Origin of the sequence: Kocuria sp. (assembly GCF_030530945.1) — a bacterium.
In the GTDB taxonomy this organism is placed as follows: domain Bacteria; phylum Actinomycetota; class Actinomycetes; order Actinomycetales; family Micrococcaceae; genus Kocuria.
On the sequence record NZ_JAUMTZ010000001.1, the window covers coordinates 414341 to 428313 of the forward strand.

A 13973-nucleotide genomic window follows, 5' to 3' on the forward strand; every position below is an offset into this window, starting at 1 on the left:
GAACAGAGCCGCAGTGACCGGAGCCGCAGCGCCCGGGGTGCTGCTCGCACCACGGGGTGACGCCGGGGAAGCCGCCCCGGTGGGCGGCCACCCAGCGGTAGATCCCCTCCTGGACGCGTCCCACCAGCGGAAGGTCGTAGAGGGCGCCGAAGCATCGGGTGCCCAGGGCGGTGTCCAGGATCGCGGCGACCGCGCGGGCGCCGCTGTGAGCGGACCCACGTGCGGGAGCCTCCGCGCCACACCTGGCGGGGATGGCCCACACGGAGGTGTCGCCCTGCTCCGGGGTCAGCCCGAAGCGCTCCAGGACACCCGGTTCCTGCCACGCGTGCAGCTCGATCCGCCCGTGCCGGTCCAGGCGCCGGACCCACCCCACCGAGCGGGTGCAGAACCCGCAGCGGCCGTCGAAGACCACGTGCAGCCGGGGGCTCACAGGGTCACCTCGCCGAGGATGCACACGGTGCACCGCCCGCCCACGCGCACACCGTCCGTGTCCGAGTCCACGCGGACGACGCCGCACCGGCCCTTCCGCGTCCCCTGCCGGGCCTCGTAGCGGGCCGGGGCCCGGCCCGTGCGGATGAGCCACTGGGCCAGGCTCGCGTTGAGGCTGCCGGTCACGGGATCCTCGTACCCCTCCGGCCCGGGAACGAACGCGCGCACCTCGAACCGGTGGTCGCAGTCCTCGGCGGTGGGGCCCACCACGCCCACCTTGTGCTCACCGAGGGCGGTGTAGTCGGGCTCCAGCGCCAGCACGTCCTGCGCCGAGGGCAGCAGGACGGCCACCCACCCCGGGCCGTTGTCCACCCACTGGTGCGCCACCACCTGCTCGTCGCGCAGGCCCAGCCCGGTGGCCACGGCCCGCAGCACCTCCGGCTCCAGGTCCCCCGAGCGGACGGTGGGCGGGGCCTCGAAGGCGAGCTCGGCGGCGTCGTCCGAGACGTGGACACGGACCAGGCCCGCCGCGCACTCCTGGACCAGGCGGCCCGGGGTGCGCGGGGCGTTGCCGGCGGCGAGCCAGGCCCGGGCGGAGCCCAGCGTGGGGTGCCCCGCGAAGGGGAGCTCTCGGTCGGGTGTGAAGATGCGGAGCCGGTAGTCGGCCTCGGAAGAGGTGGCGGGCAGGACGAACGTGGTCTCGGACAGGTTGGTCCAGCGGGCGAAGCGGGCCATCTGCTCGTCCGTCAGGCCGGCGCCGTCCAGCACCACGGCCACGGGGTTGCCCAGGCAGGGCTCGGCGGAGAACACGTCCACCTGCGCGAAGGGGCGGGAACGGGGTGCGGGTGTCGTCATGCCCCGATTCCACCACGCGCGGCGGCGCGTGTGGTGGATCAGCCCCGCCGCAGCAGCACCCCGCGGTGCGGCGGGACCACCACGTGCCTGCCCACCGGGGCGCCCTGGGCGTCCACCATGCCGCGGGGCACGGGGAACCGCCGACGGCGCCGCCCGTCCGAGTGGAAGTTCACGGCCGCCCAGCCGTTCTCGAACTCCCGCGACCACGCCTGACCGCGGCGCCGGGGCTCCCCGCGTGCCGCCCCGAGGTCCCAGTCGAGCTGCGGGACGTGCTGGGTGCGGCTGTAGTCGTCGTGCGCCGTGGCCGTGTAGGCGCCGCGGCCCCCGCCGAAGATCCAGAACGCCGCGAGCCCGTAGAGCATGTTGGGGTGGTGGTCGTCCCCGTCCGTGGGAACCCGCACGATGGTGATCCCGGGGCCGTCCAGCTGGGGCAGCTGCGCCTGCGCGGTGACGGGGTCGAAGAGGTTCTGCGGGCCGTAGCCCAGCCAGACCTCCTCGAAACCTCCGCCGTACGCCGCGTGCGCCCGCCACCGCCCCGGCTCCCGGCGGGACTCCGCGATGTTCGGCACCAGCAGCTTGCCCTGCGCGTTCAGCGCCGCGCCCGCAGCCGCCACGAGCTCCCCGGCGGCCGCGCGGATCTCCGCCATCTCGGCGATTCCCTGCAGGGGCAGGTCCAGGCCGTAGTAGTCGTCGAAGACGTCGTTGTCCGCCATCACGCCGTCGAACGGCGAGTCCGCGAGCTCCGCCGTGACGTTCGCGACCCAGCGCTCGCGGTACGCGGGCTCCCACAGGGCCATCTGCCAGTGGCCGCCGTAGCCCCGCCACTGGATCCGCCCACCGTCCAGCCGGTGGGCGAACCACTGCTCGGGAGCCTCCGCGTGGGAGACCCCGGAGCTGTAGACCGGGCCCGGTTCGTAGCTGCGTGTGGAGGACAGGCACTTGTAGCACAGCACCGTCATCCCGGGGCTGCGGGCCTTCAGCTCCGCGGCCACCGCGGTCTCCCACGGCTGCAGGATCGCGGCGCGGTAGTGCTCCACCGCGAAGTCCACCTGGGACGGGGTGACCGGATCGCCGTAGCGGATCCAGGCGCCCACCCCGCTCACCGGCGGGACTCCGCCGAACTGGTGGACCCCGCGTACTCGTAGTTGCGCCCGTCCATCCCGCCCAGCATGCGGTAGATCCTGTTGTAGGACGCCATGACCTCGTGCAGCTGGAAGAAGTCCTCCACCCGGCCCCGCGCGTTCAGCGCGTAGGAGCGGTAGGTGTCCAGGTTCCCGATCACGGCCTGCACCTTGCGGGCCATGGCCTCCACGTCCCCGGGAGCCAGCAGCTCACCGCACGGGCCCCACTCCCGGCCGTCAGCGGTGCGCAGCTCGTCCCGGACCAGCTGGCCCATGCCGCCCACCTCGGAGCCCACCGTGGGGATGCCCGCGGCCATGGCCTCGAGCACCACGATCGGCTGGCCCTCGTTGTAGCTGGGCAGCACCAGCAGGTCGAAGCGCTCCAGGATGTCCCGCACGTTGACCGTGCCGTGGATGGTGACCATGTCCTGCAGCCCCAGGGACTCGATCTTCTCCAGGCACGCCTCGTAGTACTCCGGCACGTGCTCGGTGGGGCCCAGCACGTCCAGGTGCACGTTCGGGAAGCCCCACTGGCGCAGCAGGTCCAGGCTGGAGAGCAGGTCCATGAGGCCCTTGATGGGCACCACGCGGGCGATGTACACCAGCCGCCACGTGTGCGCGGCCGGGTCCCGGACGATCTCCTCCAGCACCGCCTGACGGGCGTGGTACTTCTGCTCGAACTCCTCGATGACCATGCCGTTGGGCAGCACCACCGAACGGTCGATGTCCGTGCCCAGGGAGGCCGCCTCCGTGATGGCGGTGGGGTACAGGTACGTGATGACCTCGGCGCTGGGGTAGCAGAAGTGGCCCATCTCGATCCACCACGCCATCCACGCCCGCTGCTCGGGAGGGACGTCGAAGGTGCGGTAGTCCTCGGAGGTGATGGACAGCGCCATGTTGCGCTCCAGCAGGGTGTTCACGGTGTCCCGCACGTACAGGTTGTGCTCCGTGAGCAGGAAGGACGTGCCGTGGTCGCGGGCGGCCGCCGCGCCCAGCAGGGACGCGTAGCCGGTGGTGTGCGCGTGGTAGACCTTCGCCCGCGGCATGGTCTCGGAGAGGATGGCGAAGGCCAGGGAGAAGAAGCCCCGCAGCAGCCAGAAGGAGTCGGACAGGGACAGGTTCAGCTGCGGCATGCGCTGGGTGAGGGCGGCCATGAACTCCTGCGAGCCCAGCACGGCCCACAGCGGGTACTCGCGCGTGCGCTCGTTGAACCCCTCGTCCACGAGGTCCCACAGGGGGGCGACCTCCCGCTCCTCCGACAGCGCGTACAGGGCGTCGAAGATCCGGTGGGACAGCTGCGTTCGCTCCTGGGAGGTCATGCCCAGGTCCGCGGGCCGTGCGGCCATGAAGTCGTGGCGGTGCTCCTGCATGCTCAGGAAGACCACCCGCACCCACTTCACGTTCTCGGGCATCCCGTAGAGGTCTTCGCGCGGCTGCTCGGAGTCCCACGCGATGTGGATGATTCCGTAGCTGAGGTCGGGGTTGCCGGTGACGATGTCGTGGACCACCGCGGAGACACCGCCCTTGAGGTACGGGTAGGTGGACTCCATGATGATGGCCACGTCCACGTCCTCGAACTGCCGGGAGTGCTCCACCTCGGCGGCCGGGACGGTGGGGGCGTCGCCGGCGGTCGTGAGCCGGTGCCGGGGGTCGTGGCGCAGGGGACGCTGGGAGAAAAGACGCATGACGAGGGACTCCTCGGGTGGGTGGAGGAAGGGCTGGGAAGAGGTGCGGCCCGGGCAGGAGCGGGGCGCTGCGGGACGACGCCCCTGGGGCGGCGTCGTGAGGGGCGGGCGTGCCGCCGAGGGATCACCAGGAGATGGCGTGACGCCAGAACAGGGTGTACTCGGGCTGGGTCCAGGTGCGCCGGTAGCGGCTCCAGGCCACGACGATCAGCACCACGTCCGCCAGCAGCAGCAGGCCGTACGCGGCGGCGGTGCCCGCGAGGGTGAAGGCGAGCACCGCCACGACCAGGTGGGCGGCACCCAGGACCTGGGCCGTGACGCGCTCGCCGATGTAGTCCAGCTCGTAGCTGAGCAGGGTCAGCACCATGAAGGCCCAGGAGCCCACCGAGACGGCCACGGCCAGCACGGCGTTCTGGGGCTGCAGACCGCCCAGCAGCAGCGTGGCGCCGAGGGTCAGGACCATGCCCACCGCGGCGGTGAGCAGCACGGAGCGGTCCACCACCCGGGTCAGGGAGGAGGAGCTGCGTGAGAGGGAGGTCAGGGGCTCGTGCTCGATGGCGCGGTGGAGCCCGGAAACGGCCCGGTCCACCCGGGGTGCGAGGTTCACGAAGTAGAAGTTGTACGCGAGCACGGCGGGGAGCATGGCCATGAACACCACGACCACCTCGAACACGCCGTCCGTGGCCAGGAAGAGCACGAACTTGTCCGCCCACAGCACCGCGCCGAGGAGCAGGCCGCGGACCATGTCCGCGGTGAAGTCGCGGGTGGCCAGGCGCTCGTAGTGGCGCAGATGGCCCAGCTGCCGGCCCAGGGCCGCGAGCTGGGTGGCCGCGGCGACGAGCGGGGGCAGGATCCAGAGGGTCGGTGCGACGGCCAGGGCCAGGGCGTAGGCACCCCATGCCGCAGCCCACAGGCCGCGCCGTTCACCGATGTTCGCCAGCACCAGGGACTGCACGAACAGCACGTGGGCGGCACACAGGGCGATGTACGCGCCCATGGCGCCCGCGGACCACCCGGTGGCGAGCCACAGGGCGGCGGCGAACACGAGGATCAAGGGCAGCGCCTGCACGAACATGGCGGGCCACACCTGGCAGAACCGGCGGGTGATCGCGGCCATGTTGCGCTCGGCCATGAGGGATCCCACGGCGCGGTAGGCGGGCATGCACGCCGCCTGCGCCAGCCAGGGCACGGTGATGGAAGAGGCGAGCACCACGTGGGTCATCTGCACCCCGCCCACCGTGGAACGGGCCATCGCCGGGCTGACCAGCGGGAACACGATGTTCAGGAAGATCACCGGGGACAGGTAGAGGAGCAGCTGCATCCCGCCGCGCTCGGTGGTCCCGGGCTGTGTGTCCGCTTCCCGCACGGGGTTCCGACGCCGCTGGAGCATGTAGGCGAGGGCCAGCAGGACCACCACTGCGCCCAGGATGCTGAGGAGGAGGTCTCCGCGGTCGGAGAGACCTCGCAGTACCGCCGGCACCAGGGCCGCGAGCACCGCCGCCACCGCCGTGGTGAGGGTGGCTACCCTGCTGAAGGTGTCGTGCACCAAGGACTGGACAGAGCTCATGTGTTCCCCCGTGGAAATCGGGCGCGTCCCTGACCCCCGTGGTGGGGAGGCGTCCGATGTGTGTGAAGGCGATCAAATGGTCACCTGACCACCTACGTTAGCAGTCGTAAATGGGGAGCGGTAATGCATGGAGGCGGATGTTGCCCACTGTTGCGCTTCCGACCGCGTGATGTTCATCGCACGTGCACGGTGGGCTCCGGGCACGAAAAAATCCCCTTGCTCCGGTTGCGGAGGAGCAAGGGGATTCGAGTCGGGATGACAGGATTTGAACCTGCGACCTCGTCGTCCCGAACGACGCGCGCTACCAAGCTGCGCCACATCCCGGCGTCGTGCGGGCAGGGCCCGCGAACAACTGCTCCAGCATAGCGGGCGGGCTCGGAGAATGTGAAATCCCCGGGTTTCGCAGTCAGGTGTCCCGCAACCCGGGCCCGTGCTCCCGGTGTCATGGTCTCCGCGGCGGGGCCGTCAGCGGCTGACCCGCTCCAGCACCTGCAGGACGTGCTCGTAGGGCTTCCCCGTGGCCTCCGTGAGGGCCTGCTCGCACGTGCGGTTCAGGGAGGCGTGGGCGGCGAAGTCGCGGGAGCGGACCTCGGCGGCCTCGGGCGCGGTGGCGGCCGCCGTGAGCTCCGGGTGCAGCATCCCCCGGTCCCCGGCGTAGCCGCAGCAGCCCCAGGACGTGGGCACCGTGACCTCCCGCGCGCACGCGTCCGCCACGCGCAGCAGGTCCTTGGTGATGCCCAGGTGCACCGCGGAGCACGTGGGGTGCAGCACCAGGGTCTCCAGCGGGGACGCCGGCTCCAGGCCGGGGAGCACGTGCTCGGCGGTGAACGTCACCGCGTCCACGAACGTGAGTGCCCCGTACCGGGGGTGGCCCTCGGCGAGGCCCCGCATGGTCTCCAGTCCCTCCGTGCAGGAGGAGGCGTCGCACACCACCGGCAGCCGTCCGCGCTCGGTGGCCTCCCACAGCAGCCCGAGGGTCCGCTCGGACATGGTGGCGTATCCGGTGGGCAGGCCCTTGGACTTCCACGGTGTGCCGCAGCACGCGCCGTCGATGCCCTCGGGGACGCGCACGGCCACGCCCGCGCGCCCGCACAGCCGCAGGAACGCCTCGGAGGTGCTCGGGCCGGACCCGGTGGCGGTTCCGAACATGGCGCCGATGCACGCGGGGAAGAACACGGCGCGCGGCGCTCTCGCCGCGTCCGTGCCCCGCGAGGGGTCCGCGGCGGACGACGCCGCCCGCTCGCCTCCCGCGCGCCCCGCCCCTTCCCTGACGGGAGGCGCGGCAGGGGAGGCTCCGTGCGGCGTCGTCAGCCGGGAGCGGGGGTGGCCGCCGGGCGGCAGGGCGGGGTTGTAGCGCGGGGCGGTGTCCGCCCCGAGCACGGCGCGGGCGGCACCCGTGGCGGACACGGGCAGCGCGGCGGGCATGCGCGAGGCCAGCGTGAGCGCGAAGGCCGCGCCCGCGGAGGTCGCGGCCCACGAGCGTGCCGCGGCTCCCCACACGAGGTCCGCGACCCGCGAGTGGTTCTCCGCGCGCAGCCGGCGCACCAGGTCACCGGTGTTGATGTGCACGGGGCACGCCGTGACGCACATGCCGTCCACGGCGCAGGTCTGCAGCCCGGCGTAGTCGAACTCGCGGCGCATCCGGGCGGCCAGCCCGGCCTCCCCGCGCTCCTCGGCCCGGGCGATCTCCCGGCGGCCCACGATGCGCTGGCGCGGTGTGAGCGTGAGGTCCTGGGAGGGGCACACCGGTTCGCAGTACCCGCACTCCACGCAGCGGTCCACCTCGGACTCCACGGGCGGGGCGGTCTTCAGGTCCCGCAGGTAGGCCCGAGGGTCCTCGGTGAGGATCACGCCCGGGTTGAAGCGGTGCTCGGGGTCGATGAGCGCCTTGAGCTCCACCATGACCGCGTGCAGCTCGTCCCCGTACTGCCGCCGCACGAACGGCGCCATGATCCGCCCCGTGCCGTGCTCGGCCTTCAGGGACCCGCCGCGGCCCAGGACCAGGTCCACCATCTCCTCGGTGAACCGCTCGTAGCGGGCGAGCTGGGCGGGGTCGTCGAACTGCTCGTTGAGCATGAAGTGGACGTTGCCGTCCTTGGCGTGGCCGAAGATCACGGAGTCCCGGTAGCCGTGCGCGGCGAAGAGCCCGGTGAGCTCCTGGCACGTGGCGCCCAGCTGCGCCACCGGCACCACCACGTCCTCGAGGAGCGCGTTCGTGCCCTGCGGCCGGTTGCCCGCCACGGTGGTGTAGAGCCCCTTGCGCACGGTCCACAGGCCGGCGCGCTCGCGGGGATCGGTGGTCAGGGAGACGGGACCCGTCAGGTCCAGGGACGCGAAGGTGCGCGACGCCGCGTCCGCCAGTTCCCGCGCGCCCTCCTGCGTGTCGTGCTGGTACTCCACGAGCAGTGCGGCCTGCTGGTCCACGGGGATGTCCATGATGGCGGGCGGGGCCAGTCCGGTGCGCTGGGAGACTGCCAGGGACGTGGCGTCCAGCAGCTCCAGGGTGGCGCACCGGGAGTCCACCAGCTCCGGCACGGCGTTCGTGGCGGCCACCACGGTGGGGAACACGAGCAGCCCCGTGGCCACGTGGGGGTGCACCGGCACGGTGCGCAGGGTGGCCGCGGCCACGAACCCCAGGGTGCCCTCCGAGCCGATCATCAGGTGCTCCAGGATCCGCACCGGGTCCTCGTGGTCCAGGAACGAGTTGAGGCCGTAGCCCATGGTGTTCTTCATGGCGAACAGCCGCCGGACGGTGCGCACCGAGTCAGGATTGCCCCGCACTCGGTCCCGCAGCCGGAGCAGACCCGCCACCAGGGCGGGTTCCCGTGCCCGCAGCAGCTCGGCGGCGTCAGGGGCGGCGGTGTCCAGCACCGTGCCCGAGGGCAGCACGAGCACCATGGACTCCAGGGTGCGGTAGGTGTTGAACTCGGTGCCGCACGCCATCCCGGAGGAGTTGTTCGCGATCACACCGCCCAGGGTGCACGCGGTCTCGCTCGCGGGGTCCGGGCCCAGTGCGCGCCCGTGCGGCGCCAGGCGGGCGTTGACGTGGCGGACGGTGACGCCGGGCTGCACGCGCACCCGGGTGCCGCCGTCCAGGACCTCCACGTCCTTGAAGTGCCGCCGCACGTCCACGAGGAGCTGGCCCGTGACCGACTGCCCCGACAGGGACGTGCCGCCCGAGCGCAGGGTGAGCCCCGCGCCGCTCGCCGCCGCGGCGGCGAAGACCGCCCCCACCTCGGCCTCGTTCCGCGGGCGCAGCACCGCGTGGGGCTGCAGGAGGTAGTGCGAGGCGTCGTGGGCCACCGCCCGCCGCTCCAGTTCCCCGCGGACCACGACGCCGCTGCCGCACCTCCGCTCGACCTCCCGCACCGCGCGCTCCAGGGGCGTCCCGGTGCCCTGCCCCGCGGGGTCGGGTGCGGCGTCGTCCGTGGTCTGCCGACCGAGTACGGACGACCCACCGGGTCCGCGCGGCGCACGGGGACGGGGGAACGGAAGGCGCGGCGGTGTCATGCGGAACCTCAGTCCGTGAGGGTGACCAGGACGGCCTGGGGCGGGCAGAACAGGCGCACAGGCGCGAAGCGGGACTCGCCCAGCCCCTGGGAGATGTTCACGGGCATGCCGTGGTGGTCGATGAGACCCTTGCAGATCGCGGGGTCCAGGTCGCAGTTGCTCACCAGGGCACGTCCACCCGGCAGGCAGACCTGGCCGCCGTGGGTGTGCCCCGCGAAGACCACGTCCGCGCGGTCCTCAGCGAAGCGGTCCAGGGTGCGCAGGTAGGGCGCGTGGGCCACACCGATCCGCACGTCCGCGGGGGAGCCCTGGCCCGCGGGGAAGCCGGGGTGGCGGTCGTAGTGCAGGTGCGGGTCGTCCACGCCCGAGAAGTCGACGACCGTGTCCCCCACCCGCAGCCGCGCGGAGCGGTTGATCAGCCCCGTCCAGCCGCGCGCGTCGAAGGCGCGGTGCATGTCCTCCGTGGGCAGGCGCGGGGCCTCGGCCCGGGTCTCGCCCGCCGTGCTGCGCCACAGGTAGCGCAGGGGGTTCTTGGGCTGCGGGGCGAAGTAGCAGTTGGAGCCCGGAACGTACACGCCGGGGAAGCGGAACAGGGGCTCCAGGATCTCCAGCAGGTACGGCAGGGCACGCAGGTGGGAGAGGTTGTCGCCGGTGTCCACCACCAGGTCCGGCTCGAGCGCCGCGAGGGAGTGGACGAAGCGCTTCTTCGCCTCCTGGCCCGGGACGGTGTGCAGGTCCGAGATGTGCAGGATCCGCAGCGGCCGTGAACCCGGAGGCAGCACGCGCACGGTCTCGCGGCGCAGCTGGAACCGCCGCCGCTCCACCAGGACGGCCCACCCGAGGGTGCCCGCACCGAGCGCGAAAAGGCCCGCCCCGGCCCCCGCGATGACGCGGGCGACCGGGGCTGGGGCAGGTGCAGTGGAGGAGTGCATCACTTGTTCGTGGACAGGACGCTGGCCGGCGGGGCCGAGAACGCGGAGGTGTCGTAGTTCGGGGCGACAGCCTTCATGTAGTTCTGCCACTGGCCACCGGCGTAGGTGGCGCCGTCCACCCACTCGGTGCCCGACCCGCCGGTCTTGCCGCCGATGCTGAGCCCGTTGAGCGAGCGTGAGCCGGACTGGTAGTTGCCCACCCACGAGGCGGTGGCGAGACCCTTGGTGTAGCCGAGCATCCAGGTCTGGGTGGAGTTGTCCGTGGTACCGGTCTTGGCCGCGGACGCGCCGGGCAGGCCGATGGAGCGCTGGTACCCGGAGCCCCGCACCAGCACCTGCTGCAGGACGTAGTTCACGCCCTGCGCCACTTCCTTCTTGATCACACGCTGGCACTTGTCACCGGGCACGTCGTAGGTCTTGCCGCTGAAGTCCTTCACGCCCGTGATCGCGCGGGGCTCGCACATCACGCCGTCGTTCGCGAAGGCGGAGAAGGCCCGGGCCATGGTCATGGGCGAGATGTCCACGGAACCACCCAGCAGCGAGGAGAGGACGGTGGTGTCCACGGGGTCCCCGGTCTTTCCGTCGTGGATGCCCAGTGCCTTGGTCATGTCCCCGATCTGGCACAGGTCCAGATCCGCTGCCATGGCGTACAGCGCCGAGTTGATGGAGTTGTAGATGCCGTAGTCCACGTCCATGACCTTGTTGTACCCCTCCTCGGCGTTCTGGAAGGTCAGGCCGCTGCCGTTCGTGCCGGGCTCGATCTTGTACCCGTTGGGCAGACAGGACGCCTTCCAGTGGTAGTCCGCCGGGTAGCTCAGCCGAGTGGCGTCGATGCTGGCCTTCACACCCTTGCCCGAGTTGATCCACTGGGCCAGGGTGAACGGCTTGAACGTGGAGCCCACCTGGAAGCCGCCGGCGCCGCCCGCGGAGCTGTCCACGTTGAAGTTGTAGGTGGTGTTCGCGTCACCCTCCGCGGCGGAGTAGTTGGTGTTCTGCGCCATAGAGACCACGTGGCCGTTGCTGGGCTCCAGGGAGATCAGAGCCGTGGAGACGCTGTCCGGGTTGTTGTCCTTGGGCTGGGTGGTGTTGACCTGGGTCTCCGCGGCCTCCTGGGCCTTGGGGTCCAGGGAGGTCCGGATGGTCAGCCCGCCGCGCTGCAGCGTGGCCAGGCGCTCCTCCGGCGTGGTGCCGAAGGCATCCGACTGCATCACCTGGTTCTCCACGTAGTCGCAGAAGTACGGCGCCGTCTTGGCCGCCGTGCACCCGGAACTGGTGGTGTGGATGCTCAGGTTCATGGGCTCCTTGGCCGCCGCGTCCGCCTGCTGCTGCGTGATGGCACCGGTCTGGACCATGGTGCCCAGCACCACGTTGCGCCGCTGCGTGGAGGCCTCGGGGTTCACCTGGGGGTTGTAGTAGTTGGGGGACTGCACCATCCCCGCCAGGGTGGCGGCCTGCGCCACGCTCAGCTGAGAGGCGTGGATGCCCCAGAAGTACTGGGAGGCGGCCTCCACGCCGTAGTTGGACCCGCCGAAGAGCACCACGTTGAGGTAGCCCTCCAGGATCTCGTCCTTGGACTTCTCCTGCTCCATGGACAGGGCGAGCTTCATCTCCTTGATCTTGTCCACCACGCCCTTGTCCGCACCGATGGTGCTGGCCTGCTCACCGTTGCGGACCTGCTGGTCGATGATCAGGTTGTTGACGTACTGCTGCGTGATGGTGGAAGCGCCCTGCCGGTTGCCGGGGCGCAGGAGGTTGTTGCCGATCGCGCGGACGATGCCCCACGGGTCCACGCCGCCGTGCTCGTAGAAGTCACGGTCCTCGATGGACAGCAGGGCCTTGCGCATGTTGGGGGAGATCTGGTCCAGCGGCACGGGGTCCCGGTTCTGCGCGAAGAACGTGGCGATCTCCGAGCCGTCCTTGGCCACCACGGTGGAGCTGCGGGAGAGCGGTCCCGCCTCCATGTCCGCGGGGAGGGACTTGAACCAGCCGATGGACGCGTTGGCGGCCGCACCTGCGGCCGCGGCGGGGGGAACCAGGAGCCCGGCCGCCACCACCCCGGCAACCACTGCCACGGCGATGAATGCCACGACGTTGCCCAGTACCGAGGTGGGCTGGGAGCCCGAATTGTTGCGAGATGCCATTGCGCCAGTGTACAAGCCGGGCCCGGCTGGGCCCGGCCGGGAGAGGGTGCGGTCACACTGTGTTCCCGGGGGATCCGCAGGGGGACCACGGCGTGGCGGAGCCAGTACTGTGGGGGCCATGACCACTTGGGAGTACGCAACCGTTCCGCTGATGATCCACGCCACCAAGCAGATCCTGGACAACTGGGGGGAGGACGGCTGGGAGCTCGTGACCGTCCTGCCCGGCACGCAGGCCGCGGACACCCCGGCGGGCAACATGACCGCCCCCACCCAGACCAACCCGATCGCCTACTTCAAGCGCCCCAAGAACTGACGGCGGGGAAGGAGAGCGGAATCGTGGGTGAGACGTACGAGGAGCGCCTGGCGCAGCTGGGACTCGAGCTGCCGGAGGTGGCCAAGCCGCTGGCGGCATACGCCCCCGCTGTGGTGAGCGGGTGCCACGTGTACACCGCCGGGCAGCTGCCGCTGGTGTCCGGTGCGCTGCCGGAGACCGGAGTGGTCAGTGACTCGGGTGCCGCGGGGACCGTGTCCCCGAAGCGGGCGGCTGAGCTCGCGCGGCAGTGCGCGCTGAACGGACTCGCCGCGGTGAAGTCGCAGATCGAGGACCTCCAGCGGATCCGCCGCGTGGTGAAGGTGACCGGCTTCGTGGCCTCGGCCCCGGACTTCCACGGCCAGCCCGCCGTGGTGGACGGCGCCTCCTCGCTGCTGGGGCAGGTCTTCGGGCCCGCCGGGGTGCACGCCCGCTCCGCCGTGGGTGTGAGCGTGCTGCCGCTGAACTCCCCGGTGGAGGTCGAGCTGCTCGTCGAGTTCCACTGAGCATGACGCCGCACGAACCGGGGGAGCGCATCTTCACGGTGCCCCGGGAGTACTCCAAGGCCGCCCGGGCGTGGCTCGAGCGCGGCCTGGGCCTGCACGGTTCCGCGCCGCGCCACGGAGCGGCCACGGTGTTCGTGCGCGACGGCGAGAACGGGGTGGAGACCCTCATGCTGCACCGCCCGCGGCACCGGTCCATGGGCACGCTGTCCTTCCCCGGAGGGATCACAGAGGTCTCCGACGACGAGCCTCTGGACTGGTGCGGCCCCTCCTCCGCGCAGTGGGCGCACCGGCTGCTGTCCGAGGACATCGGCCTGGCTCGGCGCAGCGTGGTGACGGCCGCCCGGAAGACCTTCGTGGAGTCCGGTGTCCTCTTCGCCGGGGCGCACGCGCACGGTGTGGCGGAGAGCGTGGAGGGCGCGGACTGGATGCGTTCGCGCGAGCAGCTGGCCGCGCAGGACGTCTCCTTCGCCGGGTTGCTGGCCCGGCGCCGCATGGTGTTCCACAGCGAGTGCCTGCGGCCGCTGTCCCACTGGGTGACCTCGGACTTCGTGCACCAGCGTGTGGACCTGCACTTCTTCGCCGCGGCGGTCCCCGTGGGGCAGCGCGTCTGCCCGCTGGCCACCCAGCGCAACCGGGCGTGGCTCGGCTGGGTGGACGCGCGGGCCCTGCTCACGGACCCGTGGTCCACGCCGGTCCCCGAGCTGTTCCGCCGCCAGGCCGAGGACTCGGCGGAGACCGACGACCCCCGGCACTTCGAGCTCAACGAGCTGACCACCCCGGGTGTGCAGTGCGCCGTGGAGGCCGTGGCGCAGGCGGGCTCCGCCGTGTCCTTCCTGGCCGCCCGCCGGGACCTGCGGGTGAGGAGCCCCCGGCTCGACCTGCGCGACGGCGAACCCGTCCTGGTGCTCGACGCCTGA

Annotated in this window: 11 protein-coding genes and 1 tRNA gene; 3 read left to right on the forward strand and 9 right to left on the reverse strand. The window is 71.7% G+C overall.

Going from position 1 to position 13973, the window contains the following annotated elements:
- The 9 genes from Q4A22_RS01895 to Q4A22_RS01935 form a co-directional block, all read right to left on the reverse strand.
- Positions 1 to 430: thiol-disulfide oxidoreductase DCC family protein (locus tag Q4A22_RS01895; protein WP_303176825.1), on the reverse strand; the 430-nt coding region annotated here is incomplete at its 3' end.
- On the reverse strand, positions 427 to 1284 hold the full coding sequence (locus Q4A22_RS01900) for a PhzF family phenazine biosynthesis protein (protein ID WP_303176826.1): 858 nt from the start codon (positions 1282 to 1284) through the stop codon (positions 427 to 429). The genes Q4A22_RS01900 and Q4A22_RS01895, both read right to left, overlap by 4 nt.
- A 38-nt stretch (positions 1285 to 1322) precedes the next feature.
- Positions 1323 to 2387, reverse strand: coding sequence for a putative glycoside hydrolase (locus Q4A22_RS01905; protein ID WP_303176827.1), 1065 nt, complete (start codon positions 2385 to 2387; stop codon positions 1323 to 1325).
- Entirely contained in the window at positions 2384 to 4090 is a 1707-nt protein-coding gene (gene pelF / locus Q4A22_RS01910) for a GT4 family glycosyltransferase PelF (protein ID WP_303176828.1), read from the reverse strand. Before pelF ends, Q4A22_RS01905 begins: the two co-directional genes overlap by 4 nt.
- A 124-nt stretch (positions 4091 to 4214) precedes the next feature.
- A complete protein-coding gene (locus Q4A22_RS01915; protein WP_303176829.1) occupies positions 4215 to 5657 on the reverse strand; it encodes a hypothetical protein in 1443 nt (480 codons plus the stop codon).
- A gap of 250 nt (positions 5658 to 5907) precedes the next feature.
- Positions 5908 to 5981 (reverse strand) — tRNA-Pro (locus tag Q4A22_RS01920).
- A 141-nt stretch (positions 5982 to 6122) separates the two neighbouring features.
- Complete coding sequence (locus Q4A22_RS01925; protein WP_303176830.1) at positions 6123 to 9167, reverse strand: FAD-binding and (Fe-S)-binding domain-containing protein; 3045 nt, start codon at positions 9165 to 9167, stop codon at positions 6123 to 6125.
- A gap of 8 nt (positions 9168 to 9175) precedes the next feature.
- Positions 9176 to 10099, reverse strand: coding sequence for a metallophosphoesterase (locus tag Q4A22_RS01930; protein ID WP_303176831.1), 924 nt, complete (start codon positions 10097 to 10099; stop codon positions 9176 to 9178).
- Positions 10099 to 12240, reverse strand: a complete 2142-nt coding sequence (locus Q4A22_RS01935) for a transglycosylase domain-containing protein (RefSeq protein WP_303176832.1) — start codon at positions 12238 to 12240, stop codon at positions 10099 to 10101. The genes Q4A22_RS01930 and Q4A22_RS01935 overlap by 1 nt, the downstream gene beginning before the upstream one ends.
- A gap of 118 nt (positions 12241 to 12358) precedes the next feature.
- Here Q4A22_RS01935 and Q4A22_RS01940 point away from each other — a divergent pair, with 118 nt between their 5' ends.
- The 3 genes from Q4A22_RS01940 to Q4A22_RS01950 are packed head-to-tail and all read left to right on the forward strand — an operon-like array spanning position 12359 to position 13973.
- On the forward strand, positions 12359 to 12553 hold the full coding sequence (locus Q4A22_RS01940; RefSeq protein ID WP_303176833.1) for a DUF4177 domain-containing protein: 195 nt from the start codon (positions 12359 to 12361) through the stop codon (positions 12551 to 12553).
- A gap of 23 nt (positions 12554 to 12576) precedes the next feature.
- A complete protein-coding gene (locus Q4A22_RS01945) occupies positions 12577 to 13056 on the forward strand; it encodes a RidA family protein (protein WP_303176834.1) in 480 nt (159 codons plus the stop codon).
- A 2-nt stretch (positions 13057 to 13058) separates the two neighbouring features.
- Positions 13059 to 13973 (forward strand): hypothetical protein, encoded by a 915-nt coding sequence (locus tag Q4A22_RS01950; RefSeq protein WP_303176835.1) that lies wholly within the window; start codon positions 13059 to 13061, stop codon positions 13971 to 13973.

Bases quoted from the DNA above. Each gene is read 5' to 3' on its own strand.
- Q4A22_RS01900 (WP_303176826.1), bottom strand. From the start codon at position 1,284: ATGACGACACCCGCACCCCGTTCCCGCCCCTTCGCGCAGGTGGACGTG.
- pelF (WP_303176828.1), bottom strand. From the start codon at position 4,090: ATGCGTCTTTTCTCCCAGCGTCCCCTGCGCCACGACCCCCGGCACCGG.
- Q4A22_RS01915 (WP_303176829.1), bottom strand. From the start codon at position 5,657: ATGAGCTCTGTCCAGTCCTTGGTGCACGACACCTTCAGCAGGGTAGCC.
- Q4A22_RS01925 (WP_303176830.1), bottom strand. From the start codon at position 9,167: ATGACACCGCCGCGCCTTCCGTTCCCCCGTCCCCGTGCGCCGCGCGGA.
- Q4A22_RS01930 (WP_303176831.1), bottom strand. From the start codon at position 10,099: ATGCACTCCTCCACTGCACCTGCCCCAGCCCCGGTCGCCCGCGTCATC.
- Q4A22_RS01935 (WP_303176832.1), bottom strand. From the start codon at position 12,240: ATGGCATCTCGCAACAATTCGGGCTCCCAGCCCACCTCGGTACTGGGC.
- Q4A22_RS01940 (WP_303176833.1), top strand. From the start codon at position 12,359: ATGACCACTTGGGAGTACGCAACCGTTCCGCTGATGATCCACGCCACC.
- Q4A22_RS01950 (WP_303176835.1), top strand. From the start codon at position 13,059: ATGACGCCGCACGAACCGGGGGAGCGCATCTTCACGGTGCCCCGGGAG.